This window comes from Arcobacter venerupis (assembly GCF_013201665.1).
GTDB classification, from domain to species: domain Bacteria; phylum Campylobacterota; class Campylobacteria; order Campylobacterales; family Arcobacteraceae; genus Aliarcobacter; species Aliarcobacter venerupis.
Map to the genome: position 1 here is coordinate 2,012,102 of NZ_CP053840.1, position 21,124 is coordinate 2,033,225.

A 21,124-nucleotide genomic window follows, 5' to 3' on the forward strand; every position below is an offset into this window, starting at 1 on the left:
CTATTCAAAATAATTCATTATTTGGTAACCACCATCTTTGAGATATTGATCTTTTGTCATTAATTTTAAATCACTTGCCATCATATCATTTACCAAATCTTGTAAATTATATTCCCTATTCCAACCAAGTTTTTTTTCTGCCTTAGAGGGATCTCCTAAAAGTATATCAACTTCAGTTGGTCTAAAATATTTTGGATCAACACATACTAAAGTATCTCCTATTTTAAGATGAGATAAATCTATCTTAAGGTTCTCTAATTTTTCTTTATCAAAAGAATCTATAATTCCAACTTCATCTATGCCAGTATTTTCAAATTTCAAATTTATTCCAACATATTCAAATGCAAATTTTACAAAATCTCGTACTGCTGTGGTTTGACCTGTTGCTATTACCCAATCTTCTGGTTCATCAGCTTGTAATATCATCCACATCATTTTTACATAATCTTTGGCATGTCCCCAATCTCTTTTTGCATCTAAATTCCCAAGATAAAGTTTATCTTGAAGATTAAGTACTATTTTACTGGTTGCTCTTGTAATTTTTCTTGTTACAAATGTTTCACCTCTTATTGGTGACTCATGATTAAATAATATCCCATTACAAGCAAATATATCATATGCTTCCCTGTAATTTACAGTTATCCAGTAAGCATACATTTTTGCTACAGCATAAGGACTTCTTGGATAAAAGGGAGTAGTTTCACTTTGAGGTGTCTCTTGAACTTTTCCATAAAGTTCACTAGTACTAGCCTGATATAGTTTTGTCTTTTTTTCAAGCCCAAGTAATCGTACAGATTCAAGTAATCTCAATGTTCCAATACCATCAGTATTTGCAACATATTCTGGCGTTTCAAATGAAACTGCAACATGACTCATTGCTGCAAGATTATATATCTCATCTGGTTTTATCTCTTGTATAATTTTTGTTAGATTCATACTATCTGTCATGTCTCCATAATGAAGTATAAAATTTCTATTTTCAATATGAGGGTCTTGATATAAATGATCTATCCTATCTGTATTAAAAAGAGAGCTTCTTCTTTTTATACCATGTACTATATAACCTTTTTTTAGAAGAAATTCGGCAAGATAACTACCATCTTGTCCTGTTATACCGGTTATTAAAGCAACTTTTTGTTCAACCATTTATTTACTATCCTCTCTACAAAAATCATCTTCAATTCTTATAATATCATCTTCTCCTGTGTACTCACCTACTTGAGCTTCTATTATTACAAGGGGTAATTTACCTTCATTTTCCAATCTGTGAAGTTGACCTGCTTTTATATATGTACTTTCATTAGGATTCAAAATAAACTTTTTTGAACCTTTTGTAATAGTTGCACATCCGCTTAATACTATCCAATGTTCATTTCTATGAAAATGTTTTTGTAAGCTTAATCTAGATCCTGATTTAACACATATTTTTTTTATTTTATATCCATTTGAATCTTCAAGAACAGTATATGTTCCCCATGGTCGATAAATTATTGAATGTTCTGATGTCAATTTATTATTATAAAGTTTTAAATTATCAACTATACTTTTAACTTTTTGAGCTGAACCTTTTTTTGAAACTAATAGTGCATCATTAGTATCTATTATAATCAAATCTTTTAAATCTATTATAGAAACATGTTTGTTTGAAATAATGAGGTTGTTATTTTCATCATTTGGTAATTCATTAGAAAGTGAATCAAAGTTACCGACATCTGACCACTCTATATTTGAAGGTATTACTTTTACCTTATCTGATTTTTCCATTACTGCATAATCAATACTATCTTCATTAATATTTATCATATCTTCATATTTTATTCTTATAATATTTTCTTTCTTTGCATTTTCAAATGCTATTTTTGATGATTGATAAATGCTTAGAGAATATTTTTTAAGTTCTTCTAAAAATACTCCTGCTTTAAACATAAACATTCCAGAATTCCAGTAATAATTACCTCCTTCAAAATATTTTTGAGCTGTTTCATATTCTGGTTTTTCATGAAATGCTTTTACATCATTTCCTAGTGCTTCTATATATCCATATCCTGTCTCTGCAAAAGTTGGTGTTATCCCAAAAGTTACTAAAAATCCATCATTTACAAATTCCTTTGCTTCTTGCACTACTTTTTCATATTCTTTTTTATTTTTTATTAAATGATCACTTGGGGTTACAAATACTATTTCATCTTTCTCAAGACTCATACAAGCTAACGCAATAGCTGGAGCTGTATTTCGGCCTATGGGTTCAAGAATATAAGAACTATTTTCTTCTTTTAACTCTTCTAATTGATCTATTGCCAAAAAATATTGTTCTGCATTTGATACTATAAGTTCTTTATCACAAAAGAATTTATTACGTTCGACAGTTAATTGAAATAAAGATTTATTATCAAAAAGTCTTATAAATTGCTTTGGAAACAGTGTTCTACTCATCGGCCAAAGTCTTGTGCCACTCCCACCACATAATATTATGTTAGTCAATTACATCTCCAAATCATTTAATTCTTATAAAATATATAATATTTATTATATAGGAAATATTTTAAATTATACATTTTCATTACTTTTTATTCTCTAAGAAGAATCCCATTTGATATTAAATTCAGTAATATTTACTCTTTATAAATTAATATCCTATTCTCAGTATTTTGCATAATTATTGTTAAAAAAGATTTATTTCCGCTCTCCCAATCTTCTTAAACAATCATCTAAACTATCTTTCCAATAAGGAATAGTTATATTGAACTTTTGTTTTATTTTTGATTTATTTAATAAAGAAATATGTGGTCTTTTAGCTAGTGTAGGATATTGGTAAGTCTGTATCGGATTTATTTTACAATCTAACTTTGACATTTTCATTATCTCTTTAGCAAAATCATACCAAGATAATACTCCCTCATTTGAATAATTGTAAATTTCTACTTTTTCATTTTGTATTTTTGGTAAAATATCTAAAATTATTTTGGCTAAATCTTTTGCATGAGTAGGAGTTCCTATTTGATCAAAAATTATTTCTAAGGAGTCTTTTTCTTTACCAAGTCTTAACATAGTTTTTACAAAATTATTTCCATAATAGCTATATAGCCAAGAAGTTCTTATAATTATAGAATTTTTAGGATTAATATTTATTAGTTCTTTTTCACCTTCAAGTTTTGTTTTGCCATACACACCTTGTGGATTAGCTTGGTTCTCTTCGCAGTATGGTTTAAAATTCTTACCATCAAATACATAATCTGTACTAATATGTATTAATTTTATATTAAGTTTTTTAGATACTAATGCCAGTTTCTTTATAGCTTTTCTATTTACTATATCGGCGTTTTTTTCATCTTTTTCTGCTTTATCAACTGCTGTATATGCTGCACAATTAATTATTACATTTATTTTATTAGTTTGACAAAAGCTTTTTATTTTTTCTTTATTTGTTATATCTAAACTTATCCTATTTGTAAAAAAAAAATCATAAGGATATTTTGATGACAATTCTTTTATTTCACTTCCTAATTGTCCAGTTGAACCAGTAACTAATATATTTAAATTAGACATAGTAATTTGACTCAAATTTAAATAACTCTTCTATATCCTTAAATTTAGGTTGTTTCGTATCTTTTAAAGATAGTTGTAATTCAGATTGATTGATTTGCCAATTTATATCTATATCCTTGTCATCAAAAGCTATTCCTCTCTCATACTCAGGGCAATAGTAACTATCTACTTTATATGTAAAAATTGCATCTTCTGATAAAACTACAAACCCATGAGCAAATCCAATAGGAATAAAAAGTTGTTTTTTATTATATTCACTTAATTCTACTGCTGTATATTTTCCAAAAGTAGGACTACCTTTCCTTATATCAATGGCTATATCTAGAACTTTTCCTTTAATAACTCTTACTAATTTGGTTTGAGCATAAGGTGGTATTTGATAATGAAGTCCTCTTAATACTCCATAAGAAGACTTACTTTCACTATCTTGGCAAAAGTTTACTTTAAATCCTAAAAAATTTTCTAATTTATCTTCTCTAAAAGTCTCAACAAAATATCCTCGTTCATCTGCAAATATTTCGGGTTCACAAATTATTACATCAGGAATTGTAGTTCTTATAAAATTCAATGTTAAAATCCTCTTGTAAAATTAATTGTTATATTTTTTGTATTAATTTCACTAAATTGAATAATCATTGTTTTCTTCTATATAACCAAATTTAATTAAATGATTTATTATAATATCTACACATTCTTCTACAGTATTTTTAGCTGTTTTTATATGAATTTGTGGATTTTCTGGTTTTTCATAAGGAGAATCTATTCCTGTAAAATTTTTAATTGCACCACTTCTAGCTTTTTTATAAAATCCTTTTGAATCCCTTTCTTCGCAAATCTCAAGAGGAGTATCAATAAATATTTCTATAAATTCATCATATCCAACTAAACTCTTTGCTATTTGTCTATCACTTTTAAAAGGGCTAATAAAGGCTGTTAATACAATAAGACCTGCATCTACAAAAAGTTTACTTACTTCACCTATTCTTCTTATATTTTCAATCCTATCGGATTCAAGGAAACCTAAATCTTTATTTAAACCATGCCTAACATTATCGCCATCAAGTAAATATGTTTTTCTACTTTTATTAAATAATTTTCTTTCAACAGCATTTGCAATTGTTGACTTTCCACTCCCACTAAGTCCTGTAAACCATAATACACAAGGTTTTTGATTTAATAAACTATTTCTGTCATTTTTAGTTATATTTGTATCATGCCAAACTATATTTTTTTCTTCCAATGTTTTTTCCAATAATTGATATAATTCTATTATAACTATAATATCTTTTAGTTTATAATAATTTCCTTGTAATTTATTAATCTATTTTACATATTATTAGGCTCATTTATTTTAAATTTGCAATTTTGAACAAGCTTTAAAGAAAAAAAGAGAAAATATACTTTCTCTTTTTTTCTAGACTTAATAATCAATATCCTTTTTTAACATTTCTTGCTCAAAAGTTGATTTAGTATCTTTTATAAAAGATATTAACTCTTGTAACTTAGGTTCAAATTTTGATTCTATGTTCAAATATCTCGTTTGCTTTGAATAATCTTTTTGGTAATTTCTTTTTTTGATTTTTTCATAAATATCATCTGGTATCAAATAAGAGTGTGATTTGCAATTTTTTAATTTTGGAACAATTGTGTTAAGATAAATATTAATACCTGCTAAATCAAAATCTCCAAAATGAAGATATTCTCCCAAAAATGATTCAAGCCATTTATATTGATAAGTTGTTTTGTATTCACTTATACATAAAAATAGATACTTTTTTTCTTTATTAAATAGGTGTTTATATTTATTTATATACCACACTACTTGGGGATTTTCTACGCCAACTACTATTACCTCATCGTCTAGTTGTAGTTTTGAAGAATAATGTATAAATAAACCCATTCCTTCCATTGCATATAAATATTGTTTTTTGTCATTACATATAACTTCTACTTTATCAAGTACATTTATCATTAGACCATTAAAACTTTTTGATTCAACTCTTTTTGTATGGGAATAATTATCTGCAATTTCATCACGACTTTTAGGATTTTCATTTTCTTTTATAAAATAATCTAAATCTTCTATAGAAGTTACCTTATATCCATTTGTTTTAATCACTCCAAAAAGTGCTTCTTCATCATTTAAATATATTTGTTGTGGTTTTCCACTAATATAAATGCAATTACATCCAATAAACTCTTCTAAGAGTTTTTTAGAACTAAAAATACTTTTGGCTACATATTTATCTCTTAAAAGTATTTTTATAGCTTTGAAATTACTAATAGTTATATTAATTGGCATTACCAATTTTCCATTGCGTTTCTTGCATCTATTAAATTAAGTTCTACATGATTTGAGCTCTCTCTTGTTCCCATGTATATTCTTGGATATGCTTCTATAATATCATCATCATTAGCAGCTGTTCCATTTATAAATACAAACTCTAAATGTCTTGCATATTTCATTAATTCTGTAAAATAATCTGCCGATATTTGCCCTATTTCATCGATAATACAATGATATTTCATATCTTCACTATTTGTAAATTTGTTTGCAACCATACGAAGTAAAGTAATATAAATAATGGCTTTTATCATAATAGATGTTCCATTACTTCCTACACTATCAAGGGTTGCAATTCCTTTTGTTACTTGAGCATTTTCACTAACATCAAAGGTTAAAGTACTAATATCTGCAACTGTAATATTTTTTTTGAATGTTTTATCAAGAACTATTTGTAAATCATGGGCTATTTTTACAAGTTCATTTTTTACTTGTTCAGATCTATGGCTATTTTCATATCCAATCAACATATTAGCACTTAACATATCGCCAATATTTTCGATACTTGTTACTATTTCATCTCTACCTGTATCTTTAAAATTTAATTTTATGTAATCAATTACTGTAATATTTTCAATCCCTTTTTTGATTGTTAGATTTATTTTGTTTACATCTTTTACAATACTATTAAAAGTCCCTTTTATATGAGATATTTTACTTACAGCATCATTTATAGCCTCAATTAGTCGGTGTAATTGTAGGCTCGTTCCTTCTATATCAAATTTTGTTTTAATAAAATCTGCATAGGATTTGGCTATTACAATATACTGGTCTATATTATCTTCAAAACTATTTATGTCAAATTTCGTTTTTAATTTCATCATATTATCAGATGGAATTCCATCAATTATTTTTCCAGTTTCAAGTATGATAGTTTTTTCTTTTTCACTTTGTTGATTTATAAGAGTTTTAAATCTTTCAAGTATCTTGATATTTTTTTTACTATTCAGTAATAGTTTTATTTCATCATCACAGTAAGCTTCATATGTTTTATTTGGATTTGCTTCAGAAATTTCAAGTTCAAAAGTTTTAAATGATTCAGCATAACTTTTCCAAATATCAATATTTTTTTCTATTTCATTTAGTTTTTCATCAAGAACTGCAATCTCTTTTTCAAAATAATCTCTGTCATTGTCTCTTTGTTTGATTATTTGGGCATATTGCTCCTTTAAAAAAGGAATTTTATTATATTTTGGTAATACTTCATCCTTATATCTTGTAACTAAGGCTCTATTATTATTAATATCTTTAATAGATTTTTCTAATTCTTTAATAGTTCTTTGAAAGGATTCAAGTTCTTCTGTATTAATATTTTCATTTTTTTTGATTTCATTGTATATTTCATGGATTCTTTTATCCGAATCTTCTATTTGTTCTTTATATTTTTTATTAATACTATTTATATTTTGTTGGCACTTGATTACTTCTGTATTTAATCTAAAATCTTCACTACTATATTTTTTATTGATTTCTGAAATAAAATTTAACTTATTAGCTTTTATATTTGTTAAATACTCTTTTAGAGAAGTTAATTGTTCTTTGTCTTTTTTAAGATGCTCTTTTTTATCAATAATATTTTTATCAAGTTCATCTTTTAATCTTATTATTTCTTCTTCTAGTCTTTTTCTTTCATTAGATATTTTTATCTCATTATCTTTAACTTTTGGAGTTAATTCATAAGTAGCTCTTGATTTTTCTTGTATTAACTTTTGGTATTTATTTGATATATCTTTTAAATTATCTTGAAAATTTTTATACTTAATATTATGTTTAGCTACCAATTCATCTCGTTGCTTTTGAAAAGATGCTTTATTATTTTCAAGTATTTCAATCTCATATTTAGTTGCTAGGGATTCAACATCACCGTCAATTTTTAGACCATAAAAAGTATCATTACTTGTTTCTATTGAAAATTTTAATTTTGTCTCTTTAAATAAAACCTCATCACTACAAAGAGCTAAAATTTTTGTTTTATTAGGAACTTTGTTTTTATTTAAAAATCCAAATAAATTGTTTTTCCCTAAATCTAGTTTTACATTTAGTTCATCAATTTTTAATTGAATGTCATTTTTGATTTTAATATATTCACTAACTTCACTTTGAATCTTATCATTGGTCTCTTTTAATTTTATATTCTTTTCATTTTCAAGATTATCTTTTTCTTTCTCCAAAATTAAAACTTGTGATTCAATAGAGTTTTTAAAATTAGATAATCTTTCAATCTCATCTTTGAACTTTTTTGTATTGCTATTTTCTAATACTTGTTTTGGCAAATATGAAAGTGCTGTTTCATCTTGAGATATTTTTTTATCTAATTGATAATATTCACTATTTTTAACTTCAAGTTCTTTATCATATGAAGATAAACCCTCTTCAATTTCAATCTCTTTATCTTTTGATAGTTTTAATATTTCAGTAGTTAAATTATCTTTTTTAGAGTCTAACTCTTTTTTCTCATTATCTTTTTTCTCATTTATTAAAGAATTAGCTTTTTGTTTTTCTATCTCTTCTTTTGATTCTAACTCTTTAATATCACTTGATATTGCACTTACTTTGATATTTAGTTCATTTAACTTTTTTTCAAATTCACTTTGTCTATCTTGTTGAGTTATTAAATTTTCTATTCTATATTTTTCATGAAAATTATTATATGTCTCTTTATTTGTTTTTATTTCTATATTTAAATCTGAGATTTGTGTACTGTAAGTGCTAGATTTAATTTTCCATTCTTTTGAAAGCTCATCTTTTTTATCACTTTTTATTTTTTGATGAGTTAATAAATCCAAATGATTATCACTTATAACTGTTTTTATTCTATCTTTGTTGTAAGAAATCGTCTCAAGTTCAAAAGTAATATTGTCTATTTCATCACACAAAGCCTTATAAGAGATAACAGTATCATCAAGTCTTAATATCCTTTCTCTTCTATCTTTGATTAGTTCAAAATGAGCCACATTTGTTAAAGCATCTGCTAATTTACTTTTGAAATCTGAAATATCTAAAAAATACTCTTTTTCTCCAATTAGTGAAATAAGCATATCTTTGATACCTTTATCCCTAACTGATGAATTTGAATAGATATTAAAAAGATATTTACCAAAGATATTTGCCGATTCTTCACTATCATAAAAAGAGAAATCTAATTCAGGTTTATCTTTATTTGGTAACATTCTATAACTTTTTCTACACATCATTTTTCTAAAAGTTGCTACCGTTTCACTTTTATAATATGTCAAAGATTTTTTTACACAATTTGCTAAAATCTCTTTTAAACTTAAACATCTTTTATCAGAATCTAGATATAAAGTACTTAGGTCTTCTTCATAATTGTGAATATTGATAAATGTATGTTTTACTTTTCCATCATCTTTACTTAAAATAAGTGCATTTCTTCCAATACTATTTTCATAAATATAAATCAAATGAGCATAGATACCTTTTAAATGCCAATCATAAAAACTAAGTTCTTTTTCAAGTGGTCTAGTTTTAGATTTATCCATAGTATAAAAGTAACAAATAGCACTCATAACAGTTGTTTTCCCAACACCTGAACTACCAAGTAAAAGGGTAAAATCATCAATTATTATACTTTCATTAGGGAAATGTCCACTATTTATAAATCGTATCTCTTTTAATCCAAGCTTATTATAATTCATATTCTATTTCCTCTATCATATCTTCGATGAATTTAAATGAACGAAGTATTAAAAACTCCTCTTCTTTATTTCCCATACTTTGGGCAAATCCATCATTTTTTAATCTTAAAATAATTGAATCAATAGCTTCACGATTAGTTGAACGCTTCTTTAAAAAGTTCATTTTATCAACCATTGTTTTTAACTCTATATCACCATTTAATCTACTTTCAATATCACTAGCACTATATGGACCACCATCTGATGAGCTGATATTAGTATTTAATAGTTTTAAAAATCTGTATATATCTATATAGTCAATGTAAGAATTAACATAAGGTTTAGGAATAGTTTCATAGCCTTCAATTATAAAGTAAAAATAACCTTTTTCAGAAATAAGTGTATAACCGATAATACTAAAATAAGTTTTTACTTCTTGTCTATATTGTAAGATAAAATTATATGCTTCTTTTATTTTATAATCAGTACTATTTTCATTAATGAATCTACCATTTACTCGGCAATCTTCAATCACTTGAAAGATCTCTTTATAATCGTCTAATTGTAATAAATTCAAACTATCCCCTTTTTGTAATATACGGCACTTTTATACCTTTATGTTCTATACTTATATCTTTTGAGATAGATAAAAACTTATTGTATTGTAATGTCAGTCTAATAAAAATAGATAAAAATTGTTTTTTATCTAAATCTTTTTGTTTTAAAAATGAAGCTAAATCCATATCTTGTTTGATGAAATTATTATAAACTTTTTTAGTTCCTAATATCATTTTTTCTTTTGCTACTTTATTTTGCTCAAGTTTTACAGCTTCAGGTCTTGTCTCTTCTATTTTTATCTCTTGTGGTAAAGAAATATTTTTTTCTTTTGCAAGATTTACTATAGCTTCAATTAACTCATTATCATTCATGTATTGAGATTTAATATTAATAGGTTCAGCAATATTTTTCAATCTAATAAATACAGACTCTATATTACTCTTTTCAAATAATTCACCATTAACTTTCAATTTATATAGGTGATTTAATTTTTCAATCTTTTTAGCTTCTTTTTCAATATGAATAAGATACTTTGAAAGTTCATTTAGTGTTTTACTTATATTTTCTCTTACATCATGGATATGATGGGCTAATTGATTAATATGAAAAGATATAGATTCATTTGCAAGTTCATCTATAAAATATGATTTGTACTCTATTAAAAACTTATCAGTATTTGTAACTGCTTCTGATAAGGCAGTTAAATCCGCTTTACAATCATATAAATTTGCTTTTTTTACTTCAAAATTTACTTCAGCTTTGAATTTCATCTCTTTTTCATTTAAAGATTCTATTGCTCTATATATGATTTTTTTGATATTTCTAAAAGAAGAGTTTATTCTTTTTATTTCACTTGAATAATCATTATTATCTTTTCTTTTTATATTAATATCTCTAATTAATTTCTTAATAGTTTTTTGTTTATCTTCAATATCTTTTATGTTTACATCTGTATAAGTTCTCAAATGAGCGTTGTAATCATCGCTTAATAACAAAGAATAAGAATATTCATCATAATCAAATACATTAAAATCAATTAGTTTTTCAATAGATAAGGATAAATCTTTATTATTAGTAGAATTATAATATGGAATATTTTCTACATATTCAATACTACCTTTAAAATGAGCCTCAATAATCGCATCTTTTGCATCATTTTGTGCTTTGATAAATTCTTTTGGATTTATATTTGTTGTCATTGTATGATTACCATTTATCTTTTAGAATCTCCTAAAATACTATTATAAAAGTTTTTTCTTGAGTGTTTATTACGAAAAGGAATAGTCTTTTTCTGCATGAGTAAAAGCCTAATTTCTAGTTTAATTTTAAAAGAATTTCAATCAATTTATTAAACTTACTAACAGCAATTATAGCTAATTAGGCATTAATATCTTCATCAAAATCTTAAGAAAACTGGTATATAAAAACACAAAGAATATTTTTCTGTATAAGGTTGGACAAACTATTATATGACTTTAAAATTGATATTTTTTGTAATTTGTAATTTCATTCTCATTTATTCTAAGAATAACTATTAATTCCATGTAATTTATCATACTAAAGTATGAAAAATAGAAATATGCCAATACGATAAAAATAATTATCAATTTTAAATAACGTGTTTTAGGATTGTTGTAAAGTTGTAGGGATTTTTGTTTCATAAATTTCCTTTTTGGTTTATTTATGAAACTATAAAATTAAAGTTGGATTTTTATGTGGTGAAAAAAGCTCTTAAAAATTTACCACTTTAACTATTTTTAACACCAGTTATAAGTTCTTTGTAGCCAAAATCATCAATAAAATATTTCATTTTATCTCTAATTTTTCGTAACATATCTTCTTTATAGGGAACATCATTTTAAATTATCTTCTTGTTCTAAGATTTGTTTTCCTTCTTCACTTTTAGATTTTAAATTTTTAAGTTCATCATTTAAATACTTAATTTGTTCAATTTGTATTTTATTCTGTTCAGTTGTAATTTCATGTTTTAATATCATTTTATCAATTTCTGAACTCAATTTCTTAAAACTTTGTTCTAAAGTATCAAGTTTGATTAAATCAATTTGTACATTAATATTTTGATTTTTTTCAACTTTTTTTTGAAAAAAATATATATTTAGCAAAAAAGCAAATACCATTATTATTAAACTATAAATCAAATGTTTATAACTAGAATACACATAATTTTGTCTGTTAATGTTATGTTTTATATTTAATTTTGTATTTATAATCATTGCTTCTTTTAATTTATTTTCTTCAAGAAAAGAATCATCAGTTTTTAATTTATAAATAACATTTTTATTACTTAATAAAGTTAAAGATAAATAACCTGAAATAAAAGAATAACCTAATGCAACAATATATAATAATATAGATACTGGTGATAAGTTTTCAAAATTAGTAGAAATTGAAGAAATTAATCCGACTGCAATAGTCACACCAACTATTCCAGTTTTTGCTTTATCATCAATAAGTTTTTTAATTTCAAATGGATCATTATATATTTTTTCAATTAAATTTTTATCAGCATTAGTATAATCTATATTAATTTCATTTTCTGATTCATCCTTTAATATTTCTTTTTCTGCTTTCTTTAATTCAATAATAGGAAATATAAAATATGATAATTTAATTGACCAAGACATCACATATTCCCTCATAAATTTTTTGATTTGCTTTGTCTACTAACCAAGCCCATTCACCTGTAGGGTTAATCTCAATAAAATAAAAATTATCATTAAAAAGAATCAAATCTATCCCTCCAAAATTAAGATTGAATTTCTTTAATAATTGAAAACAAAAATTTTCAATTTCAATAGGAAGATGTGTGGAAATATAATTAATATCCTCTTTTTCTTTTCTCCAATCACCATATATTCCACAATTGTTTTTTATAATCTTTGTTGAATAAATATTATTACCAACTACAGTAACTCTATAATCAATTTTTGGATTTAAATTTTCTTGAATAACAATAGGACATAAAGATTTATCAAAATCATTATATTCATCATTGTTTAAGATATTTGTATAAAAAAAAGCTTCTTGCTTATTAATTGTGAATATTGCTGTATCTAGTGATTTAACAGCTTTTTTTCCAATAAATGTGAAGTTATTATCATTTGTAATAACAGTTGATGGAATTAGAAATCCAATTTCTTTGGCATATTTCAACTGTAATAATTTATTTTCTGCTTTATAAATATAATTTGGATTATTCACCCATATAGCATCTTCAAAATAACTTAGGTTTCTAATAAATGCCATCCATTGAGAGTTATATAATTGTTCTTCTGTAGAAAACTGTTTTAAATATGTTTCCCTAAAATATGTTGGAGCCCTGAAATAAACAGACTTCAATGAGCTATCAATATAGTAATTTTCTTCATTTATAATGATTTTAAGTTCACCAATATCTAAATCAAATATGATTTTATATTTTGAAAATTCATCTCGATTTAACCTTAAGTAATTTTCATTTCTCTTATTAAGTTCAACACATACATAGTCTGTACTAAAATCGAATTTAGTTGATATTATTAAAATATCAATTTTATTCACCTTTTCTATCCTCACCTGTCTCTACATCACATTTTTTAGATTGTGGTTTATATATATTATTACTTTCAATCAATGGAATACTCTCTTCTGCAATCCAAAACCCCAATTTTTCATTATATATTGCATCAATATTTATTGATGAGTCTGTTTTTTCATTATATCTAAATGCTTTTTCAATAACTAAATTCTTCATTTTAAGCTCCATTAAGTTTTTCTTACAATAAAAATCATAATATATAATTATTTTAGCTAAATAGAAATTAATTCTGATTAGGATTTATTTTAAAGTTAAATAATCTTCTCCTGACCAATCCTATAAAGCGAAAAATCATACTTTATTGGGTCAAACTTATCAAACTCTTTTAGTTTTTCAGTTATTAGTAATGCTGATTTTAAATCATAACTTTGTCTATTCAATAAACCTAATTTCTGTGATACTTTAAAAGTGTGAGTATCAAGTGGTAAAATCAAATCTTTTTTATTTATGCCTTTCCAAAGCCCTAAATCTAGATTATCATCACGAACCATCCATCGCAAAAACATATTCCATCTTTTGTATGGAGCATTTCCTAACTCTTTTATGATTCCAAGTTTGTCTCTTTTAAATGGGCTTGAGATTAAAAATGTGAAACCTTGTGATTTATGATTTGCAGTGTTGTGGATTTTTTGAATTAGGGCATCAATTCCCTCTAAAATTGAGTTCTCTTTTTTGTAGGCATCTACAAATATTGAGTTTAAACTATCTTCGTTTTTTAGTCGTTTAAAGGTTTTAAATACTGTTTTTATATCTTGGGCATTTTGAAATCTATAATAGTGATTATTTAGCTCTTTATCTATTATTTCATCACTTTTTTCAAGAAGTGAAAAATCCAAACTATCTAAAAACTTCACTATTAATTTTGCATTTCCATAGGCAAATAAAGCACATAAAAGGATAATAAACTCATCATCATATCTACTTGCTACCATTAATGGGTCTGGTTTGTCGTAGTTTAGTTCTGTGTTATTATTTCTTTGATTTACTTCATTATCTAAAAGCTCTTTTATCTTTTTATCTTCTGTTGTCATAATTTCCTATTTTTAATAAAATTTTCTATATCTTGCTCTATTTTTTCATAGGCTGTATCTGCATTTTCATAATAAACTTTTGTAAAACACTCATCATAAATAGCATCACTTGGCTCTAAATTATTCAAAATAGCATAATCAGCATATTGGGTTAAAAAACTCACATCAATCACTCGCCCACTTGTTCCTATTACCACCAATAAACCACAATCTTTTAAAATCTTATGCATTGTTTCATATTTGGGAGCAAGTTCACCAAAAAAAACTATGTTTGGTCTCATTTTAGAGTTACACTTTTTACAAGTTGAGTTTGTTTCATTTTGCAGTGAATATGAAATATCAACAATTTCCTCACACTTCATACATCGAAGCTCTTTTAAAAATCCATGTAAATGTAAAACATCTTTACAATTTGCTTTTTCAAGTAAATCATCTATATTTTGGGTGATAACCTCCACTTTTTGTGGATACTTATCTTTTAGTTTTGCTATCATTTTGTGGGCATTATTTGGAAGTTTATCTTTTATATCTTCTCGTCTTAGATTATAAAAGTTTACTGTTGCTTCATAATTCCAATCCAAACATCCAACACTACAAATCTCTTTAACATTGTGTCTTTCCCAAAGACCATTTTCATCCCTAAAAGTAGAAATCCCACTACTAGCACTTAGCCCTGCTCCACTTAATATTACAATTTTTTCATCCATTGCTTTATTACCTAAATCTTATATGTATTTTTTTTGATTATAATACCATTTCAAAAATTTATATGGATTAAAATTATGCAAAATATATTAATAACTGGTTGCTCATCTGGAATTGGACTACAAACTGCCCTTACATTAAAAGAAAACAATTATAAAGTTTACGTAAGTGCTAGAAAACAAAAAGATGTTGAGATGTTAAAAGATTTAGGTTTTGAAACTTTTCAAATAGATGTAAGAAACAAAGATGAAATAAAATATGCTCTTGAAACTATTTTAGAAAATGATTTAAAACTTGATGCAGTTTTTAACAATGCAGGTTTTGGACAGCCAGGAGCTGTGGAAGATTTGAGTGTGGAAGTTTTAAAAAAACAGTTTGATTCAAACTTTTTTGGACTTCATGAGGTAACCATTCAAGCCATGAAAATATTTAGAACTCAAGGTTTTGGAAAAATCATCCAACACAGTTCAGTTTTAGGAATCATCTCTTTAAAATATCGAGGTGCATATAATGCAAGTAAATATGCAATCGAGGGAATCGCTGATACGTTAAGACAAGAAGTTATAGGAAGTAATATTTATATTAGTACAATTAATACAGGTCCAGTTACATCAAAATTTAGAGAAAATGCCCTAAAAAAATTCAATAACAATATCACTATAGAGGGAAGTTTTTTTGAAGAAACTTACAAAAAAGAGTTAAAAGCAAGACTTGAAACAACTGAAGATAAAGCACTTTTTAATCTTCCAGCTTCAAGTGTTGCAAACACTGTTTTAAAAATCATGCAAACACAAAAACCAAAACCTAGATATTATGTAACAAAAGCTACTCATATCTTAGGATTTTTTAAAAGAGTTCTTAGTACTTCTTTAATGGATAAATTGTTAAATAAAATATAAAAAGGAAGAAATCTTCCTTTTTATTAAGCTTTCATAAATGGTTTTCCATAGAATCGAATAACTAAAAATACTACAAGCAATCCAAGTGGAAGTAATAAATAAACAGGAACTCCAAAAGCTGCTGGTAAATATCCACATACAACTGCCACAACTGCTACAAATAATGCATAATACAACTGAGTTGAAATATGGTCCATATGGTCACAAGATGATGCCATAGATGATAAAATAGATGTATCAGAAATAGGTGAACAATGGTCTCCAAAAATTGCACCAGTTAAAACAGCTCCAATATTTAATACAATGTAACTATGTAAATCAGTCCCCTCAAGTCCAGTATTAATACCAATTGCACTAGCAAGTGGAATAGTTAAAGGCATTAAAATCCCCATTGTTCCATAAGAAGTTCCCGTTGCAAATGATATAATCGAACCTAAAATAAAAATAATTGAAGGTAAGATATATTGTGGAGTACTATGAGATAATAAAGTTACTAAATAAGTAGCAGTTCCAACTTCTTTCATAACAGCACTTAATGACCAAGCAAGAATCAATATAACAGCTGTAATAACTAAAGCTTTTACTCCAAATACCCAAGTTTCAATTGCTTCATGCAAATCAAAAATCTTTTGTTTTAATCCCATTCCAATAGCAACTAAAGAAGAAAGTAATGCTGCTTCAAAAATTACAATAGAAGCATCAGCACCACCAAAACAATCTCTAAATGATGCAAAAGAGTAAGGATTAGCTTCAACAGCCTTTAAAACCTCTCCTTCAAGAGAAGATTTACCATTTATATAAAATCCAACGATAGCCACAACAATTAAAACTAAAATAGGAACTATTGCATTATAAATTGAGTATTGTGTTCCTTCTTTTGGAAGCATAAATGAATTTTCTTGATTCATTACACCTTTTGATTTTGGATCTGATACATGTCCTGTTTCATAAGCTCTTACGGCAGCTTTATGCATAGGGCCAAATTCTCGTAAAGTGTAAGCTGAGAAAAATACAAAGGCTAACATTAGAATATTATAAAATCTATAAGGAAGAGTTTCAACAAAAATAGCAAAAGCATTAATATCTGGTTGTCCAATAGCAACATAAGCATCTTTGATTAAAGACAACTCATATCCAACCCAAGTAGAAATTAGTGCGAGTCCAGCAATAGGAGCGGCAGTAGAATCAATAATAAAAGCTAGTTTTTCTCTTGAAACTTTTAACTTATCAGTAACAGGTCTCATAATAGGACCAATAATTAATGAATTTGCATAATCATCAAAAAATATAAAAAATCCCATAATCCATGTATAAAGTTGAGCACTTGCAGGAGTTTTAGCACGAGCTGCTAATTTTTGTGCAATAGCTCTTGGACCTCCCATTTTTGTAATAACTGCTATCATTCCTCCAATTGTTAGAACTTGAAGAACAATTCCAGCATTCCAAGAATCAGCAAGAGAACCTACCATTTTTCCTGACATATCAACAAATGCACTAAAAAATGCATTAAAAATGTTTGCACCACTAATATTAACCATAAAAGTACCAGCAAAAATCCCCATAAATAAAGAGAAAATTACATTTCTAGTAATAAAAGCTAACACAATAGCAACAAGTGGTGGAATAAGGGTGAAAGCCCCATAAATAACAGAATTCTCTTTCGCATCTGCTAATAGTAATATTGGTAAAAAAAGTACCAATATAGATGTTTTAATAAGTTTACTCAAACAAAACCTTTATATATGAAAATAAAAGTTTTCATTATACAAATAAATTGCTTTAAAATTATATGTTAATTATATATTCAAAAACAATTCTAAAATTAATTTTGAATAATCTCTTTTTTGTTTGCTAAACCTTGTAGATAATCACTAATTTGTATCAAACAAAAAGTAATTATAAATATCATAAGTCCAGGATAAAAACTAACCCACCAAGCTATATCAATAACAGCTTTTCCATCACTTAATAAACTTCCCCAAGACATAGCAGGAGGATTAACTCCAAGACCTAAAAATGAAAGTCCTGACTCTGCTAAGATTGAGCCACCTACTCCAAAAGTAAAAGAGATAAGAAAAATTGGCGCTAAAAGTGGAGCAAAATATTTAAAAATGATTTTAAATGTTGAAACATTTGCAACTTTTAAAATTTTGATAAAGGGTTTATTTCCAATGGCAAAACTTTCACTTCTAATCATTCTAGCCATTCCCATCCAACCAGTAATTGAAATTACAATAATTAAAATAACAGCTGAAGCTTGAACATATGAAACCAAAGCTAAAAGTAGGAAAAAAGTAGGAAATGTCAAAAATAAATCAATCATAATCGTAATTGTTTTATCAATATTACCTTTGAAATATCCTGCATTTATTCCAATAAAAAGTCCTACTATTGATGAAATTGAAGCTGCTAAAAATCCAATGATTAATGAAGTTTGACCACCTTCTAAAATCCTAGCCAACATATCACGACCTAGTCTATCAGTACCAAATAAATGTTCTAAAGATGGCGCTTGTAAAATTTTTGATGGGTCTAATTCATAAGGTGAAACTGCATATAAAAATGGCAATAAAAAAATTGCTAAAATAACTGTAATTAATAAATATAAAGCCACTTTATACATATTTTCTTTCTTTTATTTTTGAGTATAAAAATAGTAAGAGAGTGCACTTTTACCAAATTTTTTAGTTTTATTTAATGAAAATCTACCCAAAACGTCTGGCATTTCTAAAGTTGAAACATGTTCAACTATAATCATATAAATATTATCAACATCTATATTTTCAATCATTGTAAATGATTTTTTATAGATGTCATCCATTCCTTCTCTATAATCAAAAGGAGGATCAATATATAAAATAATTTCATTTTTTGAGTTTCTTAAAAAATCTACAAATAATGGAGTTTGGACAAAAGTATTACCTTGTACTGTCTGACATTTTTCAATATCAACAGCTTTACAATTTCTAAGTAATATTTGATATGAATTTCTGTCAAGTTCAACAAAGTAAGCACTTTTTGCTCCTCGACTAATAGCTTCTAATCCAATAGAACCACTTCCTGCGAAGGATTCTATAAAAATTTTATCAATTATATCAAACTGCAAAACATTAAACAAAGACTCTTTTAGTCTAGCTTTAGAACTTCTAGTTACATCCAATGAGGGAAGTTCTAAAATTTTTCCTTTATACTTCCCAGCTATAATTTTTGTTGTTGGTTTTTCAGTTTTCATAATTTGAACACCTTGTTAAGATTTTTTTATCTAGCATAGCTTTCAGCTCGTATTTCTCTAATAACACTCACTTTAATCTCACCTGGATATTGAACTTTTTGCTCAATCTCTTTTGCAATTTCAGTTGCTAATAATACAGCTTCATCATCATTTACAAGCTCAGCTTTTACAATAACTCTCACTTCTCTACCTGCATTAATTGCATAGGCATTAATTACACCCAATTTACTTGTTGAAATATTTTCAACCTCTTCAACTCTTTTTAGGAAACTCTCTAATACTTCTCTTCTAGCACCCGGTCGTGCAGCACTTAAAGCATCAGCAGCACATACAGAAGCTGATTCTACATTTATTGGTTCTTCATGTCCATGGTGGGCATAAATTGCATTTATAACTGTATCACATTCATCATATCTTTTGCAAATTTCTGCACCTAAATGTACATGAGAACCTGGCATTTCATGAGTTAAGGCTTTTCCTATATCATGTAAAAGTCCAGCTCGACGTGCAAGAATTGCATCCCCACCCATTTGGGCTGCTAATAAACCAGCTAAGTGAGCTACTTCAAGTGTATGAGCAAGTGCATTTTGTCCATAAGAAGCTCTATATCTTAATCTTCCAACAAGTTTAATAAGTTCTGGATGCATAGTTTTAATTCCAAGTTCTAAAACAACATCTTCCCCCTCTTTTTGGATGTTTTTATCAAATTCAGATTTTACTTTTTTATAAATCTCTTCAATTCTAGCTGGTTGAATTCTTCCATCTTCAAGAAGTTCTTGAATAGTTTTAGTAGCAACCGCACGTCTATATAGATTAAAAGATGAAATAGTAATTGTATTTGGCGTGTCATCAATAATAATATCAACACCTAATAACATTTCAAGAGCTTTAATATTTCGCCCCTCTTTTCCAATTATTTTACCTTTTGTTTCTTCATCATTAATTGGCACATTATTAATAAGTCTTTCAGCTGCAAATTCACCAGCATATCTTGTAACTGCGTGAGAAAGCATATTATTAATTTCATTTTTAGCATTTTGCTCTGCTACTTTATATTTTTTCCTAAAAATAGAAGAAATTTCAGCTCTTGAATCTTCTTTAACTTTTTTAAGCATCAAATCTTTTGCTTCAAGAAGTGTTAGACCCGAGGCATTTTCTAATATCTTTATAGCTTCTAAAGTTTTTTCTTCATAAGTCTTTTTTTGTTGTTCAATTCCATCTTTTAAAGCTGTAATTTTTCTATTTTTATCAATAATATCATCTTTTTCTTGTTTGATAATTCTTAATTCTGATTCAAGATGATCATTTAGCTCACGCTCTTTTTTTTCTATTTTTGAAAGCATGATATCATACTCTCTACGTGCATGTTTAAACTCTTTATCACATTCAAATTTTGCTTTTAATTGTGCATCTTTTAAAGCTACTTCAGCTTCATGTTCAATAAATTTAGCTTTTGCTTTTGCTTGCTCAATAAAAACCTGAAACTTTGCTTTGTCTAATTTCCTTACAATAAATATACTTACCGCAGAACTTAGCACTGCAATAATTGCACTTACTATTATGTATTCCATATTCA

The 21,124-nt window shown here is 26.4% G+C and carries 19 protein-coding genes; 1 reads left to right on the forward strand and 18 read right to left on the reverse strand.

Annotated elements, in window-relative coordinates; translation table 11 throughout:
* The 14 genes from gmd to AVENP_RS10120 form a co-directional block, all read right to left on the reverse strand.
* Positions 1–1,146: a GDP-mannose 4,6-dehydratase gene (gene gmd, locus AVENP_RS10055; protein WP_128357899.1), complete on the reverse strand. Its 1,146-nt coding sequence runs from the start codon at positions 1,144–1,146 to the stop codon at positions 1–3.
* Complete coding sequence (locus tag AVENP_RS10060) at positions 1,147–2,481, reverse strand: mannose-1-phosphate guanylyltransferase/mannose-6-phosphate isomerase (RefSeq protein ID WP_128357898.1); 1,335 nt, start codon at positions 2,479–2,481, stop codon at positions 1,147–1,149.
* A gap of 192 nt (positions 2,482–2,673) precedes the next feature.
* Entirely contained in the window at positions 2,674–3,546 is an 873-nt protein-coding gene (gene rfbD / locus AVENP_RS10065; protein WP_128357897.1) for a dTDP-4-dehydrorhamnose reductase, read from the reverse strand.
* Complete coding sequence (rfbC, locus tag AVENP_RS10070) at positions 3,539–4,114, reverse strand: dTDP-4-dehydrorhamnose 3,5-epimerase (protein WP_128357896.1); 576 nt, start codon at positions 4,112–4,114, stop codon at positions 3,539–3,541. Before rfbC ends, rfbD begins: the two co-directional genes overlap by 8 nt.
* Positions 4,115–4,165: 51 nt before the next feature.
* Positions 4,166–4,786, reverse strand: coding sequence for an adenylyl-sulfate kinase (gene cysC / locus AVENP_RS10075; protein ID WP_128358188.1), 621 nt, complete (start codon positions 4,784–4,786; stop codon positions 4,166–4,168).
* Between the two features lie 180 nt (positions 4,787–4,966).
* Complete coding sequence (locus AVENP_RS10080) at positions 4,967–5,848, reverse strand: DUF7281 domain-containing protein (RefSeq protein ID WP_128357895.1); 882 nt, start codon at positions 5,846–5,848, stop codon at positions 4,967–4,969.
* Entirely contained in the window at positions 5,848–9,546 is a 3,699-nt protein-coding gene (locus AVENP_RS10085) for an ATP-binding protein (protein WP_128357894.1), read from the reverse strand. The genes AVENP_RS10080 and AVENP_RS10085 overlap by 1 nt, the downstream gene beginning before the upstream one ends.
* Complete coding sequence (locus tag AVENP_RS10090) at positions 9,536–10,102, reverse strand: condensin complex protein MksE (protein ID WP_128357893.1); 567 nt, start codon at positions 10,100–10,102, stop codon at positions 9,536–9,538. Before AVENP_RS10090 ends, AVENP_RS10085 begins: the two co-directional genes overlap by 11 nt.
* A 1-nt stretch (position 10,103) precedes the next feature.
* The gene (locus AVENP_RS10095) at positions 10,104–11,282 is read right to left on the reverse strand and encodes a hypothetical protein (RefSeq protein ID WP_128357892.1); all 1,179 of its coding nucleotides are present in this window, start codon (positions 11,280–11,282) and stop codon (positions 10,104–10,106) included.
* Between the two features lie 654 nt (positions 11,283–11,936).
* Positions 11,937–12,728, reverse strand: a complete 792-nt coding sequence (locus AVENP_RS10100) for a hypothetical protein (RefSeq protein WP_128357891.1) — start codon at positions 12,726–12,728, stop codon at positions 11,937–11,939.
* Complete coding sequence (locus AVENP_RS10105) at positions 12,712–13,644, reverse strand: ATP-grasp domain-containing protein (protein ID WP_128357890.1); 933 nt, start codon at positions 13,642–13,644, stop codon at positions 12,712–12,714. Before AVENP_RS10105 ends, AVENP_RS10100 begins: the two co-directional genes overlap by 17 nt.
* Positions 13,637–13,837 (reverse strand): hypothetical protein, encoded by a 201-nt coding sequence (locus tag AVENP_RS10110; RefSeq protein ID WP_128357889.1) that lies wholly within the window; start codon positions 13,835–13,837, stop codon positions 13,637–13,639. The genes AVENP_RS10105 and AVENP_RS10110 overlap by 8 nt, the downstream gene beginning before the upstream one ends.
* Positions 13,838–13,932: 95 nt before the next feature.
* Positions 13,933–14,712, reverse strand: coding sequence for a TIGR02757 family protein (locus AVENP_RS10115; protein ID WP_128357888.1), 780 nt, complete (start codon positions 14,710–14,712; stop codon positions 13,933–13,935).
* A complete protein-coding gene (locus AVENP_RS10120; RefSeq protein WP_128357887.1) occupies positions 14,709–15,419 on the reverse strand; it encodes an SIR2 family NAD-dependent protein deacylase in 711 nt (236 codons plus the stop codon). Before AVENP_RS10120 ends, AVENP_RS10115 begins: the two co-directional genes overlap by 4 nt.
* Positions 15,420–15,494: 75 nt before the next feature.
* Between AVENP_RS10120 and AVENP_RS10125 the strand changes: the two genes are divergently transcribed.
* Positions 15,495–16,316 (forward strand): SDR family NAD(P)-dependent oxidoreductase, encoded by an 822-nt coding sequence (locus AVENP_RS10125; protein WP_128357886.1) that lies wholly within the window; start codon positions 15,495–15,497, stop codon positions 16,314–16,316.
* A gap of 23 nt (positions 16,317–16,339) precedes the next feature.
* Here AVENP_RS10125 and AVENP_RS10130 read toward each other — a convergent pair whose 3' ends face one another.
* The 4 genes from AVENP_RS10130 to rny all read right to left on the reverse strand — a co-directional run bounded on the left by AVENP_RS10130 (position 16,340) and on the right by rny (position 21,119).
* Positions 16,340–18,043 (reverse strand): Na+/H+ antiporter NhaC family protein, encoded by a 1,704-nt coding sequence (locus AVENP_RS10130; RefSeq protein WP_128357885.1) that lies wholly within the window; start codon positions 18,041–18,043, stop codon positions 16,340–16,342.
* Between the two features lie 95 nt (positions 18,044–18,138).
* A complete protein-coding gene (locus AVENP_RS10135) occupies positions 18,139–18,939 on the reverse strand; it encodes an ABC transporter permease (RefSeq protein ID WP_128357884.1) in 801 nt (266 codons plus the stop codon).
* A gap of 12 nt (positions 18,940–18,951) precedes the next feature.
* Positions 18,952–19,548: a 16S rRNA (guanine(966)-N(2))-methyltransferase RsmD gene (gene rsmD, locus AVENP_RS10140; protein ID WP_128357883.1), complete on the reverse strand. Its 597-nt coding sequence runs from the start codon at positions 19,546–19,548 to the stop codon at positions 18,952–18,954.
* Positions 19,549–19,574: 26 nt separating this feature from the next.
* On the reverse strand, positions 19,575–21,119 hold the full coding sequence (rny, locus tag AVENP_RS10145; protein ID WP_128357882.1) for a ribonuclease Y: 1,545 nt from the start codon (positions 21,117–21,119) through the stop codon (positions 19,575–19,577).
* Between the last annotated feature and the right edge of the window lie 5 nt (positions 21,120–21,124).

Coding starts and splice junctions, on each gene's coding strand:
- gmd (WP_128357899.1), bottom strand. CDS start 1,146: ATGGTTGAACAAAAAGTTGCTTTAATAACCGGTATAACAGGACAAGAT.
- rfbD (WP_128357897.1), bottom strand. CDS start 3,546: ATGTCTAATTTAAATATATTAGTTACTGGTTCAACTGGACAATTAGGA.
- AVENP_RS10080 (WP_128357895.1), bottom strand. CDS start 5,848: ATGCCAATTAATATAACTATTAGTAATTTCAAAGCTATAAAAATACTT.
- AVENP_RS10085 (WP_128357894.1), bottom strand. CDS start 9,546: ATGAATTATAATAAGCTTGGATTAAAAGAGATACGATTTATAAATAGT.
- AVENP_RS10095 (WP_128357892.1), bottom strand. CDS start 11,282: ATGACAACAAATATAAATCCAAAAGAATTTATCAAAGCACAAAATGAT.
- AVENP_RS10100 (WP_128357891.1), bottom strand. CDS start 12,728: ATGTCTTGGTCAATTAAATTATCATATTTTATATTTCCTATTATTGAA.
- AVENP_RS10110 (WP_128357889.1), bottom strand. CDS start 13,837: ATGAAGAATTTAGTTATTGAAAAAGCATTTAGATATAATGAAAAAACA.
- AVENP_RS10115 (WP_128357888.1), bottom strand. CDS start 14,712: ATGACAACAGAAGATAAAAAGATAAAAGAGCTTTTAGATAATGAAGTA.
- AVENP_RS10120 (WP_128357887.1), bottom strand. CDS start 15,419: ATGGATGAAAAAATTGTAATATTAAGTGGAGCAGGGCTAAGTGCTAGT.
- AVENP_RS10125 (WP_128357886.1), top strand. CDS start 15,495: ATGCAAAATATATTAATAACTGGTTGCTCATCTGGAATTGGACTACAA.
- AVENP_RS10135 (WP_128357884.1), bottom strand. CDS start 18,939: ATGTATAAAGTGGCTTTATATTTATTAATTACAGTTATTTTAGCAATT.
- rsmD (WP_128357883.1), bottom strand. CDS start 19,548: ATGAAAACTGAAAAACCAACAACAAAAATTATAGCTGGGAAGTATAAA.
- rny (WP_128357882.1), bottom strand. CDS start 21,119: ATGGAATACATAATAGTAAGTGCAATTATTGCAGTGCTAAGTTCTGCG.